We start from the raw sequence: 20,213 nt of genomic DNA on the forward strand, positions 1-20,213 counted from the left end.
CATGAACGGACACGCCGACGCAGATCCGCTGGCCAGCCTGGACCCCCGCTTAGCGTGGCGGGCCGTGGACACCGGGGACCTGGACGCCTGGGCCGGGCTCATCGCCCGGACCGCCGCCGTCGAACAGCCCGTCTGGTTTGAACGCCGGGGCGACCTTGAACAGATCCTTGAGTCCAAAAAGAACCCCGCCGCCGCCAACACCATCCTCGGGTTCGACGCGGACGGCGTGGCCCGGGCCTACGGCCGGATCACGAAGAACCCCGACGGCGACAAGGCCATCGGGTACGGCTGCGTGGACCCTCAGTGGCAGGGCACCGGCGTCGGCACCGGGCTGCTGGGCTGGATGGAGGTGAGGACCCGGCAGCGCTTTGCCGGGGACGGGGCCTCGGTGCCGGCCAGGCTGCGGCTCCACATGGAGGAGCAGCACACCCACCAGGCCGCCCTGTTCCGGGACGCCGGCTACCGGATTGTCCGCTACTACAACGAGATGCACCGGCCGCTCAAGGACGGTTTTCCCGAGCCGGTGCTGGCAGACGGGCTGGAAATCGTGGGCTTCGGGCCGGAGCTGCACGAACCCGTGCGGCTGGCGCACAACGAGGCCTTCCAGGACCACTGGGGGAGCGAACCCCGGGACGAGGAAGGCTGGGGCTTTGTGGTGAACGATCCGCTGGCCCGCCCGGACCTGAGCGCGGTCGCCGTCGAACAGGCCACCGGACGCGTTGCCGGGTACCAGCTGGCGAGCTACGACGAGGTCACCGCCGCGTCGCGGGGCTACAAGGAGGGCTACACGGACCTGCTCGGCGTGCGCCGTGAGTTCCGCGGCCGCGGCGTGGCGCAGGCACTGCTGGCCGATGCGATGCGCCGCTTCGCCGCCGCCGGCATGGACAAAGCCTCGCTCGACGTCGACTCGGAGAACCCCACGGGTGCGCTGGCCCTCTACCGCAAGATGGGCTACGTCGCCGTCAACAGCAGCATGGCGTGGGACAAGGAGCTGTAGTCAGCGGTCCGCGGGCTGGCAGTCGACGCGCTATCCATCCACGCGATATCCGTCCACACGCTATCCATCCACGCGCTAGCCATCCACGTCGTGGAGGTGGTGGACGACGTCGTGCAGGAAATACCGCGCGAACGTCAGCACCGTGAACTCCGACCCGTTGCTGCGGGTGCCCTTGCGGCCCCACTGGTCCTCCGGGATGCGCCCGAACGATGCGGCGATCTGCTCGCCCTCGGTGGTCAGTTCCGTGCCCACCCGGGACGGGTCGGCGTTGGCGTAGTCCAGTTCGACGGCCGAGAGGTCCTGGTCCCAGTCCTCGAAGCGGGCGTCGTCCTCGGTCAGCATCAGGGTGAGCCGGTGGTCGAACAGGGTGAAGACATCGCGGACGTGGCAGGCGTATTCGACCACCGACCAGGTGTTCTCGTCGGGGCGTTCGGCTGCGTCCGGCCGGCGCAGTGCCGCCCGCCAGCGCGGCAGCATGCTGGCCAGCTTCCCGGGCACGGTGGCCGGGGTGCAGCCCCGGACGTCGAAACCGCACTCCTGGCAGGGCTGCTGCAGGACCCAGGTCCAGTCCTTCGTATCCGGGGTGATAGGCATGCCAGAAGTCTAAGCGGTAACCAGCCGGAGAAGCCCAGACTCGGCGCGACGCCCCGACACGCTGGTTGGCTCGATATTTCCGCGCGGTGTGCGGGGTCCCAGGGCAGACCCTCGAGCCCCCGCCCCGGCCATTCGCCACGAATGGCCGCTATGGGAGTGCTTTCAGCGGCCATTCGTGGTGAATGGATGAGTGGTAGCGGCCATTTGTGGTGAATGGGTGAGTCGTGGTGCGGGGACAAGGGCCGCCGTCGGACGCCATTCCGGCCGCCGGTGGCACCTCAGCGTCAACGTCGAAATCTCAGGCCCCTGCGGACCGACGCCGCTGCCCGGACCAGATCTACACCAGCCCCGGCCAATTGCCACGAATGGCCGCTATGGGAGTGCTTATAGCGGCCACTTGTGGTGAATGGATGAGTGATAGCGGCCATTTGTGGTGAATGGGTGAGTTGTGGCGCGGACAAGAGTCGCTGTCGGGCGCCACTCCTGCCGCCGGTGGCACACCAGCATCAACGTTTAAATCTTCGAGCCCCGGCGGACCGACGCCGCTACCGGGCCTAGATCTGCGTCGCGACGGCGCCGAAGCCCCCGCGCCCAATCCTGGGCTGAGACCTAGGCTTCGGTCGCGGGTGCCGTCGGCCAGGCCATGCTTGGGCCGATCGCGTCGATGGCCTGGGAGAGCGGGATGCCTGAGCCGTCGCGCCGGCCGTGTTCCCCGGGCAGGGAACGGGCCACGCCGGCCAGGGAGGACGCCTTCGCGGGTCCGTGGCCCGCCCAAGCCAGCAGCAGGGTGTCCTCGCCCTTGAGGAACCGGTGTGCCCGGACTCCCGCGGTGGCACGGCCCTTGACCGGGTATTCGGCGAGGGCCGTGACCTTGGCGGCGCCCGGTGCGGTGCCGGGCAGCGCACCCTCGGTGCCGGCGATGGTTACCACCACGGCGTCGGGGTCGGCCGGGCTGGCGGCGCCGAAGAACATCACGCGATCCCCGGCGGCCAGCTTGATGCCGGCCATGCCGCCTGCGGTCCGGCCCTGCGGACGGACGGCCGAGGCGGGGAAGCGCAGCAGCTGCGACTGCCGCGTCACGAAGATGAGGTCGACGTCGTCAGACCCCGCGGGGGCAACGCCCACCACAGTGTCCTTGTCCTTGAGCGCAATGACGTCCCAGTCCTCGCGGTTCAGGGGATAGTCGGGCTGGACCCGCTTGACCACGCCCTGGGCCGTGCCGATGGCCAGCACCTCATCCAGCGGCGCGAACGCCACCAGCGACTCGCCCTTGAGCAGCGTGATGAAGTCCTTGGCCGGCACCCCGCCCGCCAGGTTGGGCGTGCCCGACGTCGGCGGCAGCACGGGCATGTCCATCACCTGGAGCCGCAGCATGCGGCCCTGTGAGGTGACGGCGGCGATCTCGCCGCGCGCCGATGTCTTGACCACGGAGGTGAAGACGTCGTGCCTGGTCCGGGGGCCGGACTCGGCGAGGCTGTCCTGGTTGGCGGTGCGCGCGATCTGGCCGGACGCGGTCAGGATCGCCCAGCAGGGGTCGTCAGCGATCTCGAGCGCCAGCGGGGCGGCTTTGCCCTTGGCTCCCGGCGCGGCGCTCAGAGCAGCGGCCACGGTGGGGGAGACCGCCTCGGACTCGAGCAGCACGGTGCGGCGCGGGGTGCCGTACTTCTCGGCAATCTCGCCCAGTTCGGCCGAGACCAGGGCGCGGAGCCGTTCGCTGGAGCCGAGGATGGCCTCGAGTTCAGCGATTTCCCGGCGCAGCTCGTCCTGTTCCTTCTCCAGTTCGATCCGGGAGTACTTGGTCAGCTGCCGGAGCCGGAGCTCCAGGATGTAGTTGGCCTGGATCTCGGAGAGGTCGTAGATGGACATCAGCCGGGTCCGGGCCGCGGCCGCCTCGTCCGAGGAGCGGATGATCTGGATGACCTCGTCGATGTCCACGATCGCCACCAGGAGGCCCTCCACCAGGTGCAGGCGGTCCTTCTTCTTGCCGAGGCGGAAAACGGTGCGGCGGCGGACGACGTCGATCCGGTGCTCCACGTAGACCGAGAGCAGCTGCAGCAGCCCGAGGGTCTGCGGCTGGCCGTCCACGAGGGTGACGTTGTTGATGCCGAAGGAGTCCTCCATCGGCGAGTAGCGGTACAGCTGCTGGAGCACGGCGTTGGGGTTGAAGCCGTTCTTCAGCTCGATCACCAGGCGCAGGCCGTGCTTGCGGTCCGTAAGGTCCACGATGTCGCTGATGCCGGTGAGCTTCTTGCCGTTGACGGCGTCCTTGATCTTCTCGATCACCTTCTCCGGGCCCACCATGTACGGCAGTTCCGTGACCACCAGGCCGGTGCGCCGCGCCGAGAGCTGCTCCACTTCCACCTTGGCGCGCGTTTTGAACGAGCCTCGGCCGGTGGCGTACGCGTCGCGGATCCCGTCCAGTCCCACGATCCGCCCGCCCGTGGGGAGGTCCGGGCCGGGGACGAACTTCATGATGTCCTCGAGCGTGGCATCCGGGTGCTCGATCAGGTGCCGCGCGGCGGAGATCACCTCCACCAGGTTGTGCGGGGCCATGTTCGTGGCCATGCCGACGGCGATGCCGGTGGCGCCGTTGACCAGCAGGTTCGGGAACGCGGCCGGCAGCACGTCCGGCTGGGTGAGCTGGTTGTCGTAGTTGGGGACGAAGTCGACCACGTCCTCGTCGAGGTGGTCCGTCAGCGTCAGCGCCGCGGCCGCGAGGCGCGCCTCGGTGTACCGCGGGGCCGCGGGGCCGTCGTCGAGCGAGCCGAAGTTGCCGTGCCCGTCGATCAGCGGCAGCCGCAGCGAGAAGTCCTGCGCCATGCGCACCATCGCGTCGTAGATCGCTGTGTCACCGTGCGGGTGCAGTTTGCCCATGACCTCGCCCACCACGCGGGCGCTCTTGACGTGCCCGCGGTCCGGGCGCAGGCCCATCTCGCTCATCATGTAGAGGATGCGCCGCTGCACCGGTTTCAGCCCGTCGCGGGCGTCCGGAAGCGCCCGGGAGTAAATCACCGAATAGGCGTACTCGAGGAACGATCCTTCCATCTCCGAGGTGACATCGATGTCGACGATGTTTTCGACAAAATCGGGGCTGGCTTCCCCTGCCGGGGACGGGTTTTGGCGGCGTGCCATGGGGCTGGTGGGTCCTTCTGCGGGGTGCTGAACGTGTGCTGGGCACGTTTATGACTAGGCTAAGCCTATGGTGGATCAGCCCGCGGACGGTGTATATCCGGAATATTGGGAAGCCGATGTTGTCCTGCGCGACGGCGGGACGGCGCATCTGCGCCCGATCCACCCGTCCGACGCGGACGCGGTGCAGGCCTTCCACGGAGGCCAGTCGCAGAAGTCCATCTACATGCGCTTCTTCGCCTTCAAATCAAAGCTCTCCGCCAAGGAACTCAAACGGTTCACCGAGGTGGACTACAAGGACCGGGTGGCGCTGGTCATCACCATCGGCGGCGACATCATCGGCATCGGCCGCTACGACCGGCTCGACGACCCGGAAGAAGCCGAGGTGGCGTTCAACATCGCCGACGCGCACCAGGGCCGCGGCATCGGGTCCATCCTCCTCGAACACCTGGCCGCCGCCGCCCGGGAAAACGGGATCCGCAAGTTCAGTGCCGAGGTGCTCCCGGAGAACCGCAAGATGCTCATGGTGTTCTCCGACGCCGGGTACGACGTCAAACGCCACTTCGACGACGGGGTGGTCAGCCTCGAGTTCAACATCGACCCCACGGACAAATCCCGCGCCGTGATGGAGTCCCGGGAACACCGCGCGGAGGCCCGCAGCATCCAGGAGCTGCTGGCACCGTCCTCCGTGGCCGTGATCGGCGCCAGCCGCAAATGGGGGACCGTGGGCTACCAGCTCCTGGAGCACATCATCGAGGGCGGCTTCACCGGCCCGGTCTACGCAATCAACCCGGAGGCGTTCGAGCTCGCCGGCATGCTGTCCTTCGCGCGGCTCTCCGAGGTGCCGGGCCCCGTCAACCTCGCCATCATCGCCGTCCCCTACGCCGAGGTCCCCAAGGTCGTGGAGGAATGCGGTGCCGCCGGGGTCAAGGGGATCGTGGTGGCCACGGCAGGCTACGCGGACGACGGCGAACGCGGCCTCGCGCGGCAGCGTGAACTTGTGCGGCAGGCCCGCGCCAACGGCATGCGGGTGATCGGCCCGGCGTCGCTGGGCATCATGAACACCAACCCGGCCGTGTCCCTCAACGCCTCCATGGCGCCCTCGCTCGGCCGCCGCGGCGGCCTCGGCCTGTTCAGCCAGTCGGCGGCGATCGGCGTCTCCCTCTACGCGGCCTCCAGCCGGCGCCGCGTCGGAATCTCCACCTTCCTCTCGGCCGGCAACCGCGCCGACGTCTCCGGCAACGACTTGATGCAGTTCTGGGAGGACGACGCCGACACGACCGCCGTCGGGCTTTACCTGGAGTCGATCGGCAACCCCCGCAAGTTTTCCCGCCTCGCCCGGCGCCTGGCCCGGACCAAGCCGGTGATCGTGGCCAAATCCGACGCCCTGGGCCTGCCCCCCGGCCACGCCGTCCAGACCACCCAGGCGCCGCCGGAGGCGCTCGACGCCATGATGCGCCAGGCCGGCATCATCCGGGTGGAGACGATCGAACAGCTCATGGACGTCGCCCAGATCGTCTCCAGCCAGCCCCTGCCGAAGGGGCCGGGGGTCGCCGTGTTCAGCAACTCCCGGGCGCTTGGCAAAGTGGTCGCCGACAGCGCGGCGGTGCAGGGGCTCGGCGTGGAGCGAATCGTCGCCGACGTCGACCTCGACGCCGGGATGTCCGTGGCGCTGCCCGCGCTGCGGCACAGCCTGCAGGAAGTCCTCACCGCCGACTCCGTCCATGCCGTGGTGGTTGCGCTGCTGCCCGCGCACGGGCTCACCGTGGAGAAGATCGCCGGTGTGCTGGCTGAATGTTCGGTGGCGGCCGGCAAACCCGTGGTGGCAGCCTTCAGCGGAATCCTGGACCCGTCCATCTACGTGGAAGGAATGGTGGGCCCCGACACCGGGGCTCCCACCGTCCCCTGCTACTCCAACCCCGGCGCGGCCGTGTCTGCCCTGGGTGCCGTGGTCCGCTACGCGCAGTGGCTGGACCGGGACCAGGGCCTGTTCGTCGAACCCGAGGGCTGCGATCCGGACGGAACCCGCGACGAGCTGGAGCACCTGCTGTCCGGCGTCGGCGGCGAGCAGCTGGTCCGCCTGGCCCCGGACACGGCTGCGACGCTCCTGGCCCGCTACGGCATCAGGGTGGTCCCCTCCGTCGGCTTCGAGACGGCCGAAGAGGCCGTCGCCGCGGCCGACCGGCTCGGCTGGCCAGTGGCACTGAAAACCACCGACCCGGCGCTGCGGCACCGCCTGGACCTCGGCGGGGTGCGCCTGGACATCCAGGACGCCGACTCGCTGCGGCGGAACGTGCTGGAAATGCGCAAGTCGCTGCAGCGCTACGGCTCGCCCTCCCTGGAGGTGCAGACCATGGCGCCTGTGGGGCAGGCCTGCACCTTCCGCGCCATCGAGGACCCGCTGCTGGGCCCGGTCATCTCCTTTGGCCTGGCCGGTGACGCGGTCAACCTGCTGGACGACTGGGCCCACCGGGTGCCGCCGCTGTCCGGCACCGATGTGCGCGACTTCATCCGGGCGCCCCGGGCCTCGCGCAAGCTGTTCGGCTACCAGGGCCTGCCGCCCGTGGATGCCGCGGCGCTGGAGGACCTCGCCGCCCGGCTGACCCGGCTCAAGGACAACCACCCGGAAATCGTCCTGGTCGATTTCAACCCCGTGCTCGCCGGCCCGGACGGCGCATCCATCCTCTCCGCCGACGTCCGGATCGCCAACGCCGCCCAGCGCACCGACAGCGCCCGCCGCGCCATGCGCAGCTGACACCCGCGCGGGGCGGAAGCTGAGCGGCGCGGGCGCCGCAAACCAGCAGTGCCCGCCGCCGGCGGTCGCGGGACGGGGAATGGTTAGCATGTCCCCAGCCGATCTGTGAAAATGGAGACCATGAGCTTTCAGTCTCCGACACCCAGGCCCCAGGCGACCGTTTCCGGACGCCCGGGCGCGCACCACCACGGCCTGCATGACCACAGTGCGCAGGGCCAAAGCCTGGAAGGGGCGCTCCAGCAGGCCGGGTTCTACCCGCGCCTGGTCGCCGACGTCGTTGCGGACGCCCTGGACGGGCGTGACTGCGTGGCCCACCTGGTGCACCTTGAGACGCACTTCGACCGCGCCGAGGTCCGCCGCCACATCACCGTGCTGGTTCTGACCGAGGACATGCTGGTCATCACCCACGTCGACGACCAGCAGCTCGACGAGGCGGGGGAGCAGACCGTCGCCCAGGTCTCCACCGAGTCCGTGCCCGTTACGCAGATCGGCTCCGTGGTGCTCAGCTACGTGTACGCCCAGCCCCAGGACTACAAACCGTCGGACCCAGTCCGCGAACTGACCCTGTCCATTGCCTGGTCCGGCGGCCAGCGCCTCGACATGGGGCCGGCCAGCTGCGGCGACCCGCAGTGCGAGGCCGACCACGGCTACAGCGGGACCATCGCCCAGGAGGACATCGTGCTCCGGATCAGCGCCGAGGCGGACGGCCTGCAGGCCGTCCAGGACGCCAAGCTCTTTGCCCGCGCGCTGCGTGCCGTGAACACCGGATCCACCGCACCGGTGCAGCACACCGGCCCGGGGCTCCCGCCCCGCCCGCGGATGGGCGTCTTCGGAAACCGCGCCAGCCGCGGCCACCAGCGCTGAGATGGCCCCGGACCGCGTGCCTGAACCCGTCTCCTCCTCTCCGGCCCTCCTGCAGGCTCCGGCCGGCGCGGCTGCCCGCAGCATGCCGCCGGCCCCCGCCTTCGGCCACCGCTCCGTTGCCGAGGTGCTCACCAGCGCCGCGGCGAGCCTCGGCGTGCCCGGGTTCGACAACAGCCTTCACCTGCCCGCGGCCAAGCGCGTCTGCGTCGTCCTCGCGGACGGGCTGGGCCGCAACCTGCTGAAGCAGAAATCCGCGCACACGCCGTTCCTTCGCGCCGTGATGCAGGCAGGCCAGGGCCAGGTGCCGGTGACCCTGGACTCGGCGTTTCCGTCCACCACGGCGGCGTCGCTGGCCAGCTTCGGCACCGGCCTCGCTGCCGGGCAGCACGGCATGGTGGGCTACGACGTGCTGGACCCGGACCAGGACCGCGTGGTCAACATGCTGGGCGGCTGGGATGCCGGCGTCGACCCGCAGCAGTGGCAGCCGTTCCCCACCGTCTTTGAGCGGGCGGCGGAGCACGTGGAGGTGACCACCGTCAGCCTCCCGCAGTTCAGCGACTCCGCCATGACCCGGGCTGCCCTCCGGGGCGGCCGCTATGTCACCGCGACCACCTCGCACGCCAGGACTGCCGCCGCGGCCGAGGCCATGGCCGGGTCCGGCAAGTCGCTGATGTACTTCTACGTCAACGAACTGGACAAGGCCGGGCACCGCTACGGCTGCCAGTCGCCGCAGTGGGAGCACCAGCTGGAGGAACTCGACGCCACCGTCAAACGGCTCAGCGCCACGCTCCCGGCAGGCACCACCATCCTTCTCACCGCGGACCACGGCATGCTGGATGTGCCGGAATCCCAGCGGATCGACTACTCGGCGGACCCGGACCTGATCGCCGGCGTGCGCCACACGGCAGGCGAACCGCGCATGGTCCACCTCTACCTCGAGGAGGGGGAGGGCGACGCCGGCCGCGAACGGCTGCTTGATGCCTGGCGGGCGCGCTTCGCCGACCGGATCTGGGCCTTCACCCGGGAGGAAGCCGCCGCAGTGGGCCTTTTCGGCGACGTGCGGCCAGAGGTCGCCGCGCGGATCGGCGACGTGATGATCGCGGCCCGGGAGCAGCTGGCGTTCTACGACATCCGGCGCATCCGGCCCACGGCCATGGAAGTGGTGGGCCAGCACGGCTCACTCACCAAAGCAGAACGCGAAGTCCCGCTGTTGTGTTTCCAAGCCGACGGCGCGAGGGCCCCGCGGGCCTGACCGCGTACCGCGGCCCCCGGCAGCCCAGGATTCCTGCCTTCCGGAACCTGAAACTCGGGCTGGTCCGGAACTTTGGCTGGCCTGGGACTCTGGCTAGCGATTAGTCGCCGCGGGCTCCAAAGACGATCTCATCCCAGCTGGGAATGCTGGAGCGCTTGGGCTTCGCCGGCTGCCGTTCCGGCTGCAGCGGGTCTTGACTGTCCCTGGCATCGCCGTCGTCGCCGTGGTTTCTGGCGGTTGCTGCGCCGGATTCCCGCTGCTGCCGGCGGGTGGTCCCGCCGCCCAGGAGCTCGTCCAGGCCCGGACTGGAGGTGGGTCCCTGCTGGCCGACGGGCCGCAGCTGCGACGCCGCGATGGTGATTTCCCGGGTGTCCGTGCTGACACCGTCATGCAGCTTCAGGGCGTCGTCCGGATCCTCGTCCTGGCGGGGGGCCAGGGTAAGCCGGGACATGATGGACGGCCGGCCGTCGCGGCGGCGTTCCCAAGGGTTGGCGCCGGGACGGGGATCCGTGTCTGCGGACCCGTTGTGACCGGGCGCGTCGGCGCCGGACCCGCCGGCTGTTTCGTCGGCGGCACGTTCGTCGCCGTCTGACCGCTCACTGCCGGGCTCTTCGCTGCTGGATTCTCCGCCGCGGGCGGGCGCTTCCGCCGGCACCTCCGAGGGCCTGGGGTGGGCTGCGGGGACACCGTTGGTCAGCAGCTTGGCGAGGGCGTCGTCTGCATCCTCGTCCACGCCCAGGCGCTGCCCGCGGCGGGACCGGAGCATGTCCAGCAGGCCGTCGGATTCCTGGTCGTGCTGCCCGTGCAGTTGCTGGACCACCTGGAGCTGGGAGGTCGCCGTGCGCGCGGCGGCCTCGGCATCCGTTTCAAAGTCGAAGGGCCGGTCCGTGACCGCGGTAAGCCGTCGGGCGGGGACGGGGCCGTCAAGGGGTTCCAGCTCACTGAGCTGCTGTGCCCAGCGGTTCGCGTTCTGCAGCGATTTCCGGGACGGGCTGAACGTCCACATGGCGGGAGGTTCCTCGCCGATGCCTGCAGGGCCTCCTGCCTTGGCCTCAAAGCGGGCCACCACGGTCCAGCTCCCGTCAGGGCGACGCCAGGAATCCCACTCCACAGTGGATGATTCGATGCCGTGCGCGCTTAGACGGTGGGCCACCATCTCGCCGAGGGAGGCCGGCTGGTCGCCGAAGACGGAGCGGTAGACGTCATGCCCGGGGGCGGGCGCGGCGACCTCCACCTTGCGGGCCTGCTGGGCGACGTACTCGCGCTCGGCGAGCACCGGGCCCTCGTAGCGCTGCACCTTCGCGAGCGGAATTCCGGAGAGCTCGGCCACTTCTGCCGCCGTCGAGCCTGCGCGGATGCGGGCCTGGATGTCCCGCGGGGACATGGCAATCGGGGCAGCGGCCGCGACGGAGGCGGCTGCCGTTTTGGACGCCGTCCTGCTGGCGGCAACCCGCAGCGCTTCGTCGATTGGCAACTGGAACATCGCGCCGCCGGTGCCACTCAACAGGAGATGCTCCCCGTCGTCGTGGACGCCTACAAGCCGTAGATCCTGCATACAATCCTCCACCCTGGCATTACTAACAATCGAAACTCTGCCACCGATGCGCGGCAATTCCCGAGAGGACGCCGGGCGCGCCGTGATTTTCCGCGAATTGACGCCGGTTTCCGGCCGCCGGGGTGCCCTCTCTGGGGCCCGGACCGGTGGACTCTGGTTTTCACCGGGGGCTTAAGCAAAAATGACCCGACATCGGGCACAAAAACCGCGTGGCCGGCGTTGACATCGGAAGAGCCGCCCCGGAAGCCCAGGGCCACAGCCCGGCAGGACTGCCGGAGGCGGCGATCCCACCGAACAACTGCGGAGTGTGAGCAACCGACCATGGCGACAGACTACGATGCGCCGCGCAAGACCGAGGAAGACCTCAGTGAGGACTCCCTTGAGGCGTTGAAGGCCCGGCGGACGGAAAAGCCGTCCGCGGTGGTCGACGAGGACGAATCGGAACTTGCGGAAAGCTACGAGCTCCCAGGCGCGGACCTGTCCGGCGAGGAGCTGCTGGTCCGGGTGCTGCCGGCCCAGGCTGACGAATTCACGTGTGCTTCGTGTTTCCTGGTCCGACACCGTTCGCAGGTGGCCCGCGAGAAGGACGGCCTCAAGTTCTGCAGGGACTGCGAAGGTTAGGGACTGCGAGGGCTGACCCCTGTGAGGGCTGGAACCGATGCGGAGGCTAGGACCTGAGCGCGGCGAGCAACTTGTCCGGGTGGCGGGTGGACGTGAGCCAGTAGGGGGTGCGGTCCGAGGGGTCCGTGATTTCGATGCGGACCACCGGGCTGATCCAGCCGCGGATGCACAGGAAGGCAAGGCCGTTGAGGCGGGTGCCGCGTTCTGCGGTCGCCTCCGCACCGTCGAACGCGGCCGCGGCGCCGAGGAACCGGCGTTCGATGGTGGCCCGGCCGACGCGCAGGGTGGAGCCCGTGACGGTGATGGTGGGGGTCGAGAGGACCAGCAACACGGCGAGGATGGCGAACAGCACCACGGCCGCGATCAGGCCGGTAGCCAGGCTGATCGGTGCGAACACGAAGATCCCGGCGCCCGACAGTCCTGCCGCCACCAGCCAGATCCAGAAGTTGGGCCACAGTTTTTCGGTGTAGACGACGGCGTCGTCAGGGGTGCTGTTGGGGGCAGGAACGGCTGCGCTGGATTCGGGCATGTGCCCAGCTTTCCATCTTTTCCGGGCTATTTCACCTTGGCGGACAGCGGCCGCCGCGGCCGCGTGGCCCCCGGTCGCAGCTAGGCCGAAGTTCGCCGCTGCCGTTAGAGTGAGGGACTGTGACTGAAGAAACGACAACTGTGGCAGCAGCAGAAGCACAGCCGGAGACAGAGCAGAGTGCACAGCCGGAGGCAGAGCTCGATACAGAGCAGGAGACGCAGCAAACGGCGGAGTGCGGAACGCCTACCCTGACGGTCCAGCTGAAGATGCTCGACGACGGCCTGGAACCGCCGTCGTATGCCCACCCGGGCGACGCCGGGGCTGACCTGCGCGCCCGCGAGGACGTCCGGCTGGAACCGGGGGAGCGCCGACTGGTCCCCACCGGCGTCTCCATCGCCCTTCCGGACGGTTTTGTGGCCCTGATCCACCCGCGCTCCGGACTCGCCACCAAGCACGGCCTCACCGTGGTGAACGCCCCCGGAACGGTCGACGCCGGCTACCGCGGCGAGATTGCGGTGACGCTGCTCAATACCGACAGCCGGCACGCGATCGACCTCAAGCGCGGCGATAGAATTGCACAAATGGTTATTCAACGCGTCGAATACGCCCGGTTCGTGCCGGTGCAGGAACTCAGCGGCTCGGTGCGCGGCGGCGGAGGCTTCGGCTCCACCGGCGGCTTCGGCGCGCCGGTCTAAGCGCCGGCGCCGACCCCCTGCAGTATGTACGCAGGGAAATGTACGTCGAGGCGTGTACGCCGAGACATGTACGCAGTGAATTTTGAAGCAGGACCCGTCCGCGGCCGAACCGGCCGCCTGCCGGTGCACGTGAGCGCACCGGGCGGCTGCCGGCCACGCGCAGGCGGCCGGCACGAGAACACGACTAAGGAGACGACCCCATGGTTTTTGGGCGTGGCAGGAAAGCAAAGCAGGAGCAGCCGACGGATCCCGGGGAAACCCGGGAGGCTGCTGCTGATGTTGCGGGCGACGGCGCTGCAGCATCCGGCGCTGCCACCGGCCGTGCCGCCACCGGTCCCTTCGACGTCTCGGAAATCGAGGACCAGGACGGCTACGTGGACCTCGGCGCACTGCTGATTGCCCCCTCGGAAGGCCTGCAGCTCCGCCTCGAGGTCGAGGAGGCCACGCAGCGCGTCGTGGCGGTCACCATGGACCTGAACGGCTCCAGCCTCCAGCTCCAGGCTTTCGCGGCCCCCCGCTCCGAGGGCCTCTGGGACGAAATCCGCGAGCAGATCGGCCAGTCGGTGGGCAGCCAGGGCGGCCAGGTCGAGGAGATCCAGGGCGGGTTCGGCACCGAGCTGCTCGCCAAGCTCCCGGCCAGCGGCTCAGACGGAAGCCACGGTTACCGCGTGGCCCGCTTCATCGGCGTCGACGGTCCGCGCTGGTTCCTCCGCGGCGTGTTCGGCGGCGAGGCCGCCGTCGACCGTGAGGCGGCTGCCGGGCTGGAAGGTCTGTTCCGGCAGATCGTGGTGGTCCGCGGCGAGAACCCCATGCCGCCGCGCGACCTGCTGCAGCTGCGCCTGCCGAAGGAGAACGCCGTGCCCGCACCGCAGTCGGCCCCTGACCTCAGCCGGCCGGAACGTGGACCGGAGACTACCCAGATTGGTTGATGCCCCCCGCAAGGACCCGGCCTCCTCCGTCTCCGTGGGGGAGCTGCCGGACCGCGGCCGCGTGCTGTGCCACGGGTTCATCGAGTCCGTGACCTACGCGCCGTCGAACCAGGTGGCCGCGTTCACCGCCGTGGTCATCGACCACAACGCACCGCCGGCCAAGGCCCGCCGGGCCGCAGCCCAGCCCACCGCAGTCCAGGCCACCGCAGTCCAGGCCGCCGCAGCCCGCCCGGCCGGCAACGGCCGGCGCCAGCGGCCCGCCGGGGCCAAGGGCCGGCTCCGTGTGGTGTGGCTGGGCCGCCGCCGCATCCCCGGCATCGAGGCCGGCACCGAACTGCGCCTGCAGGGCATGGTCACCGTCCGCGACGGACTGCCCACCATGTTCAACCCCCGCTATGAGATTCTCTCCCGCCAGGAGGAGCAATGACCGCGCCCCAGCACCCCGAGCCGGCAAAGCCCGAGCCGACGGAACCCCAAAATCCCCGGTTGTCGGATCCGCGGCCGGACACCGCGCAGCCGGCGGACGCCCAGCCCACAGTTGCGCAGCTCGCCGAAGGCTACGCGGCCAAGGCCGGGTTGCACCGGTCCCACAACGGCAACATCGACGTGCTCAAAAGCGCCGGCGGGGTCCAGGGTATCGCGGAGAGCATCCTCCCCGGCCTGGTTTTCCTGGTCGCGTTCACCATTACCCGGGAGCTGACCCTGGCGCTGGTGTTCGCACTGTCCATCGCCGCTGCCTTCACGGTGGTCCGGCTGGTCCAGCGCAAGCCGCTGACGCAGGCACTGGCCGGAATCGTCGGCGTCGGCGTTTCCGCATGGCTGGCCAACACCACGGGCAAGGCCGAGGACTTCTACGTCCCCGGCTTCTTCACCAACTTCGCGTACATCGTGGCGATGGGCATTTCCATTGCCGTGCGCTGGCCGTTCGCCGGCCTGATCTTCGGCTTCATCCGCAACGAGGGCCTGGACTGGCGGAAAGACCCCGCCAGGGTCAAGGCGTACCAGATCGGCACGTGGGTGATCATCGGCGTCCTGGCACTGCGGCTGCTGGTCCAGGTGCCGCTGTACTTCATGGGCGAGGACGGCTTCGCGGCCCTCGCCACGACGCGTCTCCTGATGGGGGCGCCGCTGTACATCCTGGGCATCTGGATCGCCTGGCTGCTGACCCGCCCGGCTCCCGCCGAGAGCTGACCCCCAGCCAGCTGACGCCCGCCACCTGACTGCCGGGCATCTGACTGCCGGCCACCAGAATGCCGGCGGGCTCAGCCGTCGAAGCCGTCGTCCTCCGGCGCCGGGCCGTCCGAGCCCTGCCGGTCAGCAGCGGCATGCACCCCCTCTTCAGCGTCCTCAGCGTCGGCGGAGGACTCGGGCGAGAGCAGGGCCCGCAGCTGGTCCTCGGCCGCGATGGTGGTCACGAAGAACAGTTCGTCCCCGCCGTCCAGCACGTCATCGCGGCTCGGGGTGATGGGCGCCTGGTCGCGGAGGATCGCCACCAGGGTGGAATCCTCCGGCCACTCGATGCCGCCCACGGTCAGGCCGATCACGTGCGAATCGTGGGGGACCGTGAACTCAACCAGGGAGGACACCCCGGTCTGCAGCGTCAGCAGGCGGACCAGGTCGCCGATCTCCACCGCCTCCTCGACCAGCGCGGTCATCAGCTGCGGCGTGTTGACGGCGACGTCGACCCCCCAGGAGTCGTCGAACATCCAGTCGTTCTTGGGGTTGTTGACCCGGCCCACCGTCCGGCCGACGCCGAATTCGGTCTTCGCGAGCAGCGAGACCACCAGGTTCACCTTGTCATCGCCCGTCGCGGAGACCACGACGTCGGCGTCCTCCAGTTTCGCGTCCTTCAGGGTGCTGAGTTCGCAGGCGTCCCCGACCAGCCAGTGGGCGCCGCGCAGGCCGCTGCGGCCTATCACCTCGGGCTTGAGGTCGATCAGCAGGATTTCGTGCTTGTGGGCCAGCAGCTCGCGCGCGATGGAGGAACCGACGCTCCCCGCCCCGACAATAACGACTTTCACTTAGGACTCCTTGGCGGGGGACTTGGCAAGAATGTGCGCGACTTCGGTGCTGCGGTCCACACCCAGCATGGCGTGGACGGTGTCGCCGTCCTGGTACAGGGTGCCGGCCACGGGCAGCATGCCCTCGCCGAACCGGGTCAGGTAGGCCACCCGGATTCCGGCGGCCTTCTCGATGGAGGTGACCGGGTGGCCGATCCACTCGGGATTCAGGTCCACTTCGGCGAGGACCAGCCGGCCGGACGGGTCCCGGAAGTCCCCGGCGAGGTGCTGCTCGGGGAGGATCCGGCGGAGTACCTGGTCCGCGCTCCAGCGCACGGCGGCCACCGTGGGGATGCCCAGGCGCTGGTAGATTTCCGCGCGGCCCGGGTCGTAGATCCGGGCGACGACGTGCGGGACATGGAAGGTTTCGCGGGCCACGCGGGTGGCGAGGATGTTGGAGTTGTCGCCGCTGGAAACCGCGGCGAAGGCGTAGGCCTCCGCGACGCCGGCCTGCTTCAGGGTTTCCCGGTCAAAGCCGACGCCGGTGACCTTGCGTCCGGTAAAGCCTGCCCGGAGCCGCCGGAACGCACGGTCGTCCTGGTCGATGATGGCCACGGAGTGGCCCGCGTCCTCGAGGGTGTGCGCCAGGGTCGCCCCCACCCGGCCGCAACCCATAATCACGAAGTGCGCCAACCGTTCCTCCTGTTGTTCCCGAACTGCTGCTGGGTAAAACTCTACCGGCCACCGCAGCCCCGCCCGCCGGCGGCAGGGACAGGCGTGGCAGGGACAGGCGCGCTGGCGGGCACCGCCGCCGTCATGACATCGCGTCCGAATCGGACTAGCTTTGTGTGGTGCCGACAATTTTCAATGCCGTGAAGCGGGTGCTGGTAGGCAGGCCGTTCCGGAACGACAGCCTGGCTCACACCCTGCTTCCCAAGCGGATCGCCCTGCCTGTCTTCGCATCCGACGCGTTGTCCTCCGTGGCCTACGCACCGGATGAAATCCTGCTGACGCTGGCCCTGGCCGGCGTCAGTGCCGTGGCGTTCTCGCCCTGGGTGGGCCTGGCGGTCATGGTGGTGCTGCTCACCGTCGTCGCGTCCTACCGCCAGAACGTCCATGCCTACCCCTCCGGCGGCGGCGACTACGAGATCGCCAACGAGAACTTGGGCAAGCACGCCGGTCTCACCGTCGCCTCCGCGCTGCTGGTCGACTACGTGCTGACCGTCGCGGTGTCGATGTCCTCCGCCGCGACCTACCTGACCACGGCCGTGCCGTCGCTGCACGGCCAGCAGGCCGTCATCGCCACGATCGGCGTTGTGGTCCTGGCCCTCGTCAACCTGCGCGGGATCAAGGAAGCCGGCACGGTGTTCGCCCTGCCGACCTATATCTTTATGGCCTCCATCCTGGGCATGACCGCCGTCGGCCTCTTCCAGGCCGCCACCGGCCAGCTGGGCGAGGCGCCGTCGGCAGCCTTCACGATCGTTCCGGCGCCCGGCTTCGACGAAGGCCTGGTGGGCCTCGCCGGCGCGTTCCTGCTGCTGCGGGCCTTCTCCTCGGGCGCCGCGGCACTGACCGGCGTCGAAGCCATCAGCAACGGCGTGCCCAACTTCAAGAAGCCCAAGAGCAAGAACGCGGCCACCACCCTGCTGCTGCTCGGCGTGATCGCGTCCTCCATGCTGGCCGGCATCATCTACCTGGCCAACGCCACCAAGGTGCACATCGTCCTGGACCCGGCGACGGAGTTCCTGCTGGACGGCCAGCCGCTGCCCGAGGGCTACATCCAGAACCCGGCCATCAGCCAGATCGCGCAGACCATTTTCGGCCTCGGCTCCATTCCGTTCTACATCGTGGTGGCGGCCACCGGCGTGATCCTGGTGTTCGCCTCCAACACCGCGTTCAACGGCTTCCCCGTGCTGGGCTCCATCCTGGCCCAGGACGGCTACCTGCCCCGCCAGCTGCGCACCCGCGGGGACCGGCTGGCGTTCAGCAACGGTGTGCTGGCGCTGGCCGCGGGCGCGCTGGTGCTGATCATCTCGTTCGACGCGGACGTGACCAAGCTCATCCAGCTCTACATCGTGGGCGTCTTCATCTCCTTCACCATGAGCCAGCTCGGCATGGTGCGGCACTGGGGGCGGGAGCTCAAGCTCGCCAAGGACCCGGCCGTGAAGCTGCGGATGCTCAAGTCCCGCACCATCAACATGGTGGGCTTCGGCATGACGGCCCTGGTGCTGCTGATTGTGCTGATCACCAAGTTCGAACAGGGCGCGTGGATCGCGCTGCTGGCCATGTTCGTGCTGTTCCTCATCATGTGGAGCATCCGGGCGCACTACGACAACGTGGCCAAGGAACTGGCCGTGGATGAGGATGCCTCCCCGCGGGCCCTGCCCACCCGCGTGCACGCTGTGCTGCTCGTCTCACATGTCCGCAAGCCGGTCCTGCGGGCCCTGGCGTACGCCCGCGCCTCGCGGCCCTCCCGGCTGGACGCCGTCACCGTGGACATCAGCCCCGAGGAGACCGAACAGACGGTCGCGGACTGGGAGAAGCTGGAAATACCGGTACCGTTGACCGTGCTGGCCAGCCCGTTCCGCGAAACGGTGACGCCCATCATGGAGTACATCAAGAACATGCGGCGCGATTCGCCCCGCGACCTGATTGTGGTCTACATCCCCGAATACGTCGTGGGCAAGTGGTGGGAGCAGCTGGTGCACAACCAGACCGCGCTGCGCATCAAGACCCGGCTGCACTTCGAGCCCGGCGTGATGGTGGCCAGTGTGCCGTGGCAGCTGAAATCATCCGAAGAAGCCAAGAGACTGCAGGACATCCAATGAGCTCCGACACCCAGACGCAAGCCCCCGCCGAACTGACCGTCGACGTCGGACCCGTCGCCCACGGCGGGCACTGCGTGGCCCGGCACGAGGGCCGTGTTGTGTTCGTCCGCCACGGGATCCCCGGCGAAAAGGTCCGGGTCCGGCTCACGGAATCCGGCCCGGACGCCAAGTTCTGGCGCGGCGACGTCGTGGAGGTCCTGGAGGCATCCCCGGACCGGGTGGCGCACTTCTGGGACCTGGCCGATTCCGCGCGCTCCTGGTCGCACCGCCACCCGCCGGTGGGCGGCGCCGAATTCGGCCACATCTCCCTGGCGCGGCAGCGGACCCTCAAAGCCGAGGTGCTCGCCGAACAGCTGCCCCGCCTGGCCGGCGTCGACGTCGCCCACGCAGGGGATGGGGTAACGGTGGAAGCCGTGGGGGAGTCCGGCGCCGCTGCGGCCGGCCTCGCCTGGCGGACCCGCGCCGGGTTCGCGGTGACCCCGGCCGGGAAGCTGGGAATGCACGCGCACCGTTCCGACACGGTCCTGCCGGTCCGGGAGATGCCGCTGGCCGCGGACGCGATCAACGCCCTCCGGCTTTGGGACATCGACCTGCAGGGCATCGAGCGGGTGGAGGTGGCCGCCCCGGCGAACGGCTCCCGCCCGCTGGTGCTGCTGTACCCCGCCGAGGGAACCCGGGCGAAGCGCCTCAGCGCGGTGCTCGCGCAGCTGCCCGACGACGTCTCCGTGGCCAGCGTCGACCCCGTCAAGGGCGAGGTCCTGCGCCTGCGGGGCCGCACGTACGTGCAGGAGACCGCCGCCGGCCACGACTACCGTGTCACCGGCGACGGGTTCTGGCAGATCCACCGGGACGCGCCGGACACCCTGGTGGGGGCCGTCACGGGATTCCTGCACGACGGCGGATTCCTCGAGGCCGGCTCCGTGGTGGCGGACCTCTACGCCGGGGCGGGGCTGTTCACGGCACCGCTGGCCGCCGCTGTGGGCGCCACCGGGTCCGTGCTGTCCGTGGAAGGATCGCCCGGCACCAGCAGGGACGCCCGCAAGAACCTCCATGACGCGCCCCAGGTGGAGATCGTCCAGGGCCGGGTGGAACGGGTGCTGCGGGACAAAGCGCGCACGTTCGACGCCATCCTGCTGGACCCGCCCCGCGCCGGAGCAGGCAAAGCCGTGGTGAACCAGCTGGCCGGGGCTGGCCCCCGCGCCGTCGCCTATGTGTCCTGCGATCCGGCGTCCTTCGCCCGGGATCTGGGCTACTTCCAGCAGGCCGGCTGGGAGCTGAAGGGACTGCGCGCCTTTGACCTGTATCCGCACACCCACCACATGGAGACTGTGGCGCTGCTGACTCCCCGGGCCTGAGGCCACTAGGATGGGCGGAGTAGTCCGACGTCGCGCTCCGTAATCACGGCTGACCTCCTGCACCCTGTACTGATCCTTGTGCGAACAAGGCGAGGCACTAGTTAGGATGA

General features: G+C 69.4%; 17 protein-coding genes. 11 read left to right on the forward strand and 6 right to left on the reverse strand.

Annotation, left to right across the window (positions count from 1 at the left end; translation table 11 throughout):
- The first annotated feature begins 1 nt into the window (after position 1).
- The gene (locus AR539_RS10215; protein ID WP_066435757.1) at positions 2-997 is read left to right on the forward strand and encodes a GNAT family N-acetyltransferase; all 996 of its coding nucleotides are present in this window, start codon (positions 2-4) and stop codon (positions 995-997) included.
- Positions 998-1,072: 75 nt separating this feature from the next.
- On the opposite strand, the gene AR539_RS10220 is transcribed toward AR539_RS10215, so the two are convergent.
- Together AR539_RS10220 and AR539_RS10225 are read right to left on the reverse strand one after the other, a co-directional pair.
- The gene (locus AR539_RS10220; protein ID WP_066435760.1) at positions 1,073-1,591 is read right to left on the reverse strand and encodes a DinB family protein; all 519 of its coding nucleotides are present in this window, start codon (positions 1,589-1,591) and stop codon (positions 1,073-1,075) included.
- A 609-nt stretch (positions 1,592-2,200) separates the two neighbouring features.
- Positions 2,201-4,723, reverse strand: coding sequence for a DNA gyrase/topoisomerase IV subunit A (locus tag AR539_RS10225; protein ID WP_066435762.1), 2,523 nt, complete (start codon positions 4,721-4,723; stop codon positions 2,201-2,203).
- A gap of 67 nt (positions 4,724-4,790) precedes the next feature.
- Here AR539_RS10225 and AR539_RS10230 point away from each other — a divergent pair, with 67 nt between their 5' ends.
- The 3 genes from AR539_RS10230 (at position 4,791) to AR539_RS10240 (ending at position 9,591) form a co-directional block, all read left to right on the forward strand.
- Positions 4,791-7,475, forward strand: coding sequence for a bifunctional acetate--CoA ligase family protein/GNAT family N-acetyltransferase (locus tag AR539_RS10230; RefSeq protein ID WP_066435765.1), 2,685 nt, complete (start codon positions 4,791-4,793; stop codon positions 7,473-7,475).
- Positions 7,476-7,595: 120 nt separating this feature from the next.
- A complete protein-coding gene (locus AR539_RS10235; RefSeq protein WP_066435768.1) occupies positions 7,596-8,339 on the forward strand; it encodes a DUF5998 family protein in 744 nt (247 codons plus the stop codon).
- Positions 8,340-8,421: 82 nt separating this feature from the next.
- A complete protein-coding gene (locus tag AR539_RS10240; RefSeq protein ID WP_066436461.1) occupies positions 8,422-9,591 on the forward strand; it encodes an alkaline phosphatase family protein in 1,170 nt (389 codons plus the stop codon).
- A gap of 100 nt (positions 9,592-9,691) precedes the next feature.
- Here AR539_RS10240 and sepH read toward each other — a convergent pair whose 3' ends face one another.
- Positions 9,692-11,146 carry a septation protein SepH gene (sepH, locus tag AR539_RS10245; protein ID WP_066435771.1) on the reverse strand — a complete coding sequence of 485 codons (1,455 nt, stop codon included), beginning with the start codon at positions 11,144-11,146 and terminating at the stop codon, positions 9,692-9,694.
- Positions 11,147-11,467: 321 nt separating this feature from the next.
- Here sepH and AR539_RS10250 point away from each other — a divergent pair, with 321 nt between their 5' ends.
- Positions 11,468-11,767 (forward strand): DUF4193 domain-containing protein, encoded by a 300-nt coding sequence (locus AR539_RS10250; RefSeq protein ID WP_066435774.1) that lies wholly within the window; start codon positions 11,468-11,470, stop codon positions 11,765-11,767.
- A gap of 46 nt (positions 11,768-11,813) precedes the next feature.
- Here the strand turns inward: AR539_RS10250 and AR539_RS10255 are convergent, their stop codons facing one another.
- Positions 11,814-12,296, reverse strand: coding sequence for a DUF3093 domain-containing protein (locus tag AR539_RS10255; protein WP_066435776.1), 483 nt, complete (start codon positions 12,294-12,296; stop codon positions 11,814-11,816).
- A 119-nt stretch (positions 12,297-12,415) separates the two neighbouring features.
- Between AR539_RS10255 and dut the strand changes: the two genes are divergently transcribed.
- The 4 genes from dut to AR539_RS10275 all read left to right on the forward strand — a co-directional run bounded on the left by dut (position 12,416) and on the right by AR539_RS10275 (position 15,111).
- On the forward strand, positions 12,416-12,991 hold the full coding sequence (dut, locus tag AR539_RS10260) for a dUTP diphosphatase (RefSeq protein WP_231728562.1): 576 nt from the start codon (positions 12,416-12,418) through the stop codon (positions 12,989-12,991).
- A 200-nt stretch (positions 12,992-13,191) separates the two neighbouring features.
- Positions 13,192-13,920 carry a DUF3710 domain-containing protein gene (locus AR539_RS10265; RefSeq protein ID WP_066435779.1) on the forward strand — a complete coding sequence of 243 codons (729 nt, stop codon included), beginning with the start codon at positions 13,192-13,194 and terminating at the stop codon, positions 13,918-13,920.
- The gene (locus AR539_RS10270) at positions 13,913-14,347 is read left to right on the forward strand and encodes an OB-fold nucleic acid binding domain-containing protein (RefSeq protein ID WP_066435782.1); all 435 of its coding nucleotides are present in this window, start codon (positions 13,913-13,915) and stop codon (positions 14,345-14,347) included. The genes AR539_RS10265 and AR539_RS10270 overlap by 8 nt, the downstream gene beginning before the upstream one ends.
- Positions 14,344-15,111, forward strand: a complete 768-nt coding sequence (locus AR539_RS10275; RefSeq protein ID WP_066435785.1) for a DUF3159 domain-containing protein — start codon at positions 14,344-14,346, stop codon at positions 15,109-15,111. The genes AR539_RS10270 and AR539_RS10275 overlap by 4 nt, the downstream gene beginning before the upstream one ends.
- 71 nt (positions 15,112-15,182) lie before the next feature.
- Here the strand turns inward: AR539_RS10275 and AR539_RS10280 are convergent, their stop codons facing one another.
- Positions 15,183-15,941 (reverse strand): potassium channel family protein, encoded by a 759-nt coding sequence (locus tag AR539_RS10280; RefSeq protein ID WP_066435788.1) that lies wholly within the window; start codon positions 15,939-15,941, stop codon positions 15,183-15,185.
- Positions 15,942-16,613 carry a potassium channel family protein gene (locus tag AR539_RS10285; RefSeq protein ID WP_066435791.1) on the reverse strand — a complete coding sequence of 224 codons (672 nt, stop codon included), beginning with the start codon at positions 16,611-16,613 and terminating at the stop codon, positions 15,942-15,944. It lies immediately after the preceding gene.
- A 158-nt stretch (positions 16,614-16,771) separates the two neighbouring features.
- Here AR539_RS10285 and AR539_RS10290 point away from each other — a divergent pair, with 158 nt between their 5' ends.
- Together AR539_RS10290 and AR539_RS10295 are read left to right on the forward strand one after the other, a co-directional pair.
- Positions 16,772-18,748 (forward strand): APC family permease, encoded by a 1,977-nt coding sequence (locus tag AR539_RS10290; RefSeq protein WP_197410592.1) that lies wholly within the window; start codon positions 16,772-16,774, stop codon positions 18,746-18,748.
- On the forward strand, positions 18,745-20,103 hold the full coding sequence (locus tag AR539_RS10295; protein WP_066435797.1) for a class I SAM-dependent RNA methyltransferase: 1,359 nt from the start codon (positions 18,745-18,747) through the stop codon (positions 20,101-20,103). The genes AR539_RS10290 and AR539_RS10295 overlap by 4 nt, the downstream gene beginning before the upstream one ends.
- The last annotated feature ends 110 nt before the right edge of the window (positions 20,104-20,213 follow it).

The sequence above is a fragment of the Arthrobacter sp. EPSL27 genome (genome assembly GCF_001512305.1).
Lineage (GTDB): Bacteria > Actinomycetota > Actinomycetes > Actinomycetales > Micrococcaceae > Arthrobacter.

Bases quoted from the DNA above. Each gene is read 5' to 3' on its own strand.
- AR539_RS10220 (WP_066435760.1), bottom strand. From the start codon at position 1,591: ATGCCTATCACCCCGGATACGAAGGACTGGACCTGGGTCCTGCAGCAG.
- AR539_RS10265 (WP_066435779.1), top strand. From the start codon at position 13,192: ATGGTTTTTGGGCGTGGCAGGAAAGCAAAGCAGGAGCAGCCGACGGAT.
- AR539_RS10250 (WP_066435774.1), top strand. From the start codon at position 11,468: ATGGCGACAGACTACGATGCGCCGCGCAAGACCGAGGAAGACCTCAGT.
- AR539_RS10240 (WP_066436461.1), top strand. From the start codon at position 8,422: ATGCCGCCGGCCCCCGCCTTCGGCCACCGCTCCGTTGCCGAGGTGCTC.
- AR539_RS10255 (WP_066435776.1), bottom strand. From the start codon at position 12,296: ATGCCCGAATCCAGCGCAGCCGTTCCTGCCCCCAACAGCACCCCTGAC.
- AR539_RS10230 (WP_066435765.1), top strand. From the start codon at position 4,791: ATGGTGGATCAGCCCGCGGACGGTGTATATCCGGAATATTGGGAAGCC.
- AR539_RS10295 (WP_066435797.1), top strand. From the start codon at position 18,745: ATGAGCTCCGACACCCAGACGCAAGCCCCCGCCGAACTGACCGTCGAC.
- AR539_RS10235 (WP_066435768.1), top strand. From the start codon at position 7,596: ATGAGCTTTCAGTCTCCGACACCCAGGCCCCAGGCGACCGTTTCCGGA.
- AR539_RS10225 (WP_066435762.1), bottom strand. From the start codon at position 4,723: ATGGCACGCCGCCAAAACCCGTCCCCGGCAGGGGAAGCCAGCCCCGAT.
- AR539_RS10215 (WP_066435757.1), top strand. From the start codon at position 2: ATGAACGGACACGCCGACGCAGATCCGCTGGCCAGCCTGGACCCCCGC.
- AR539_RS10275 (WP_066435785.1), top strand. From the start codon at position 14,344: ATGACCGCGCCCCAGCACCCCGAGCCGGCAAAGCCCGAGCCGACGGAA.
- sepH (WP_066435771.1), bottom strand. From the start codon at position 11,146: ATGCAGGATCTACGGCTTGTAGGCGTCCACGACGACGGGGAGCATCTC.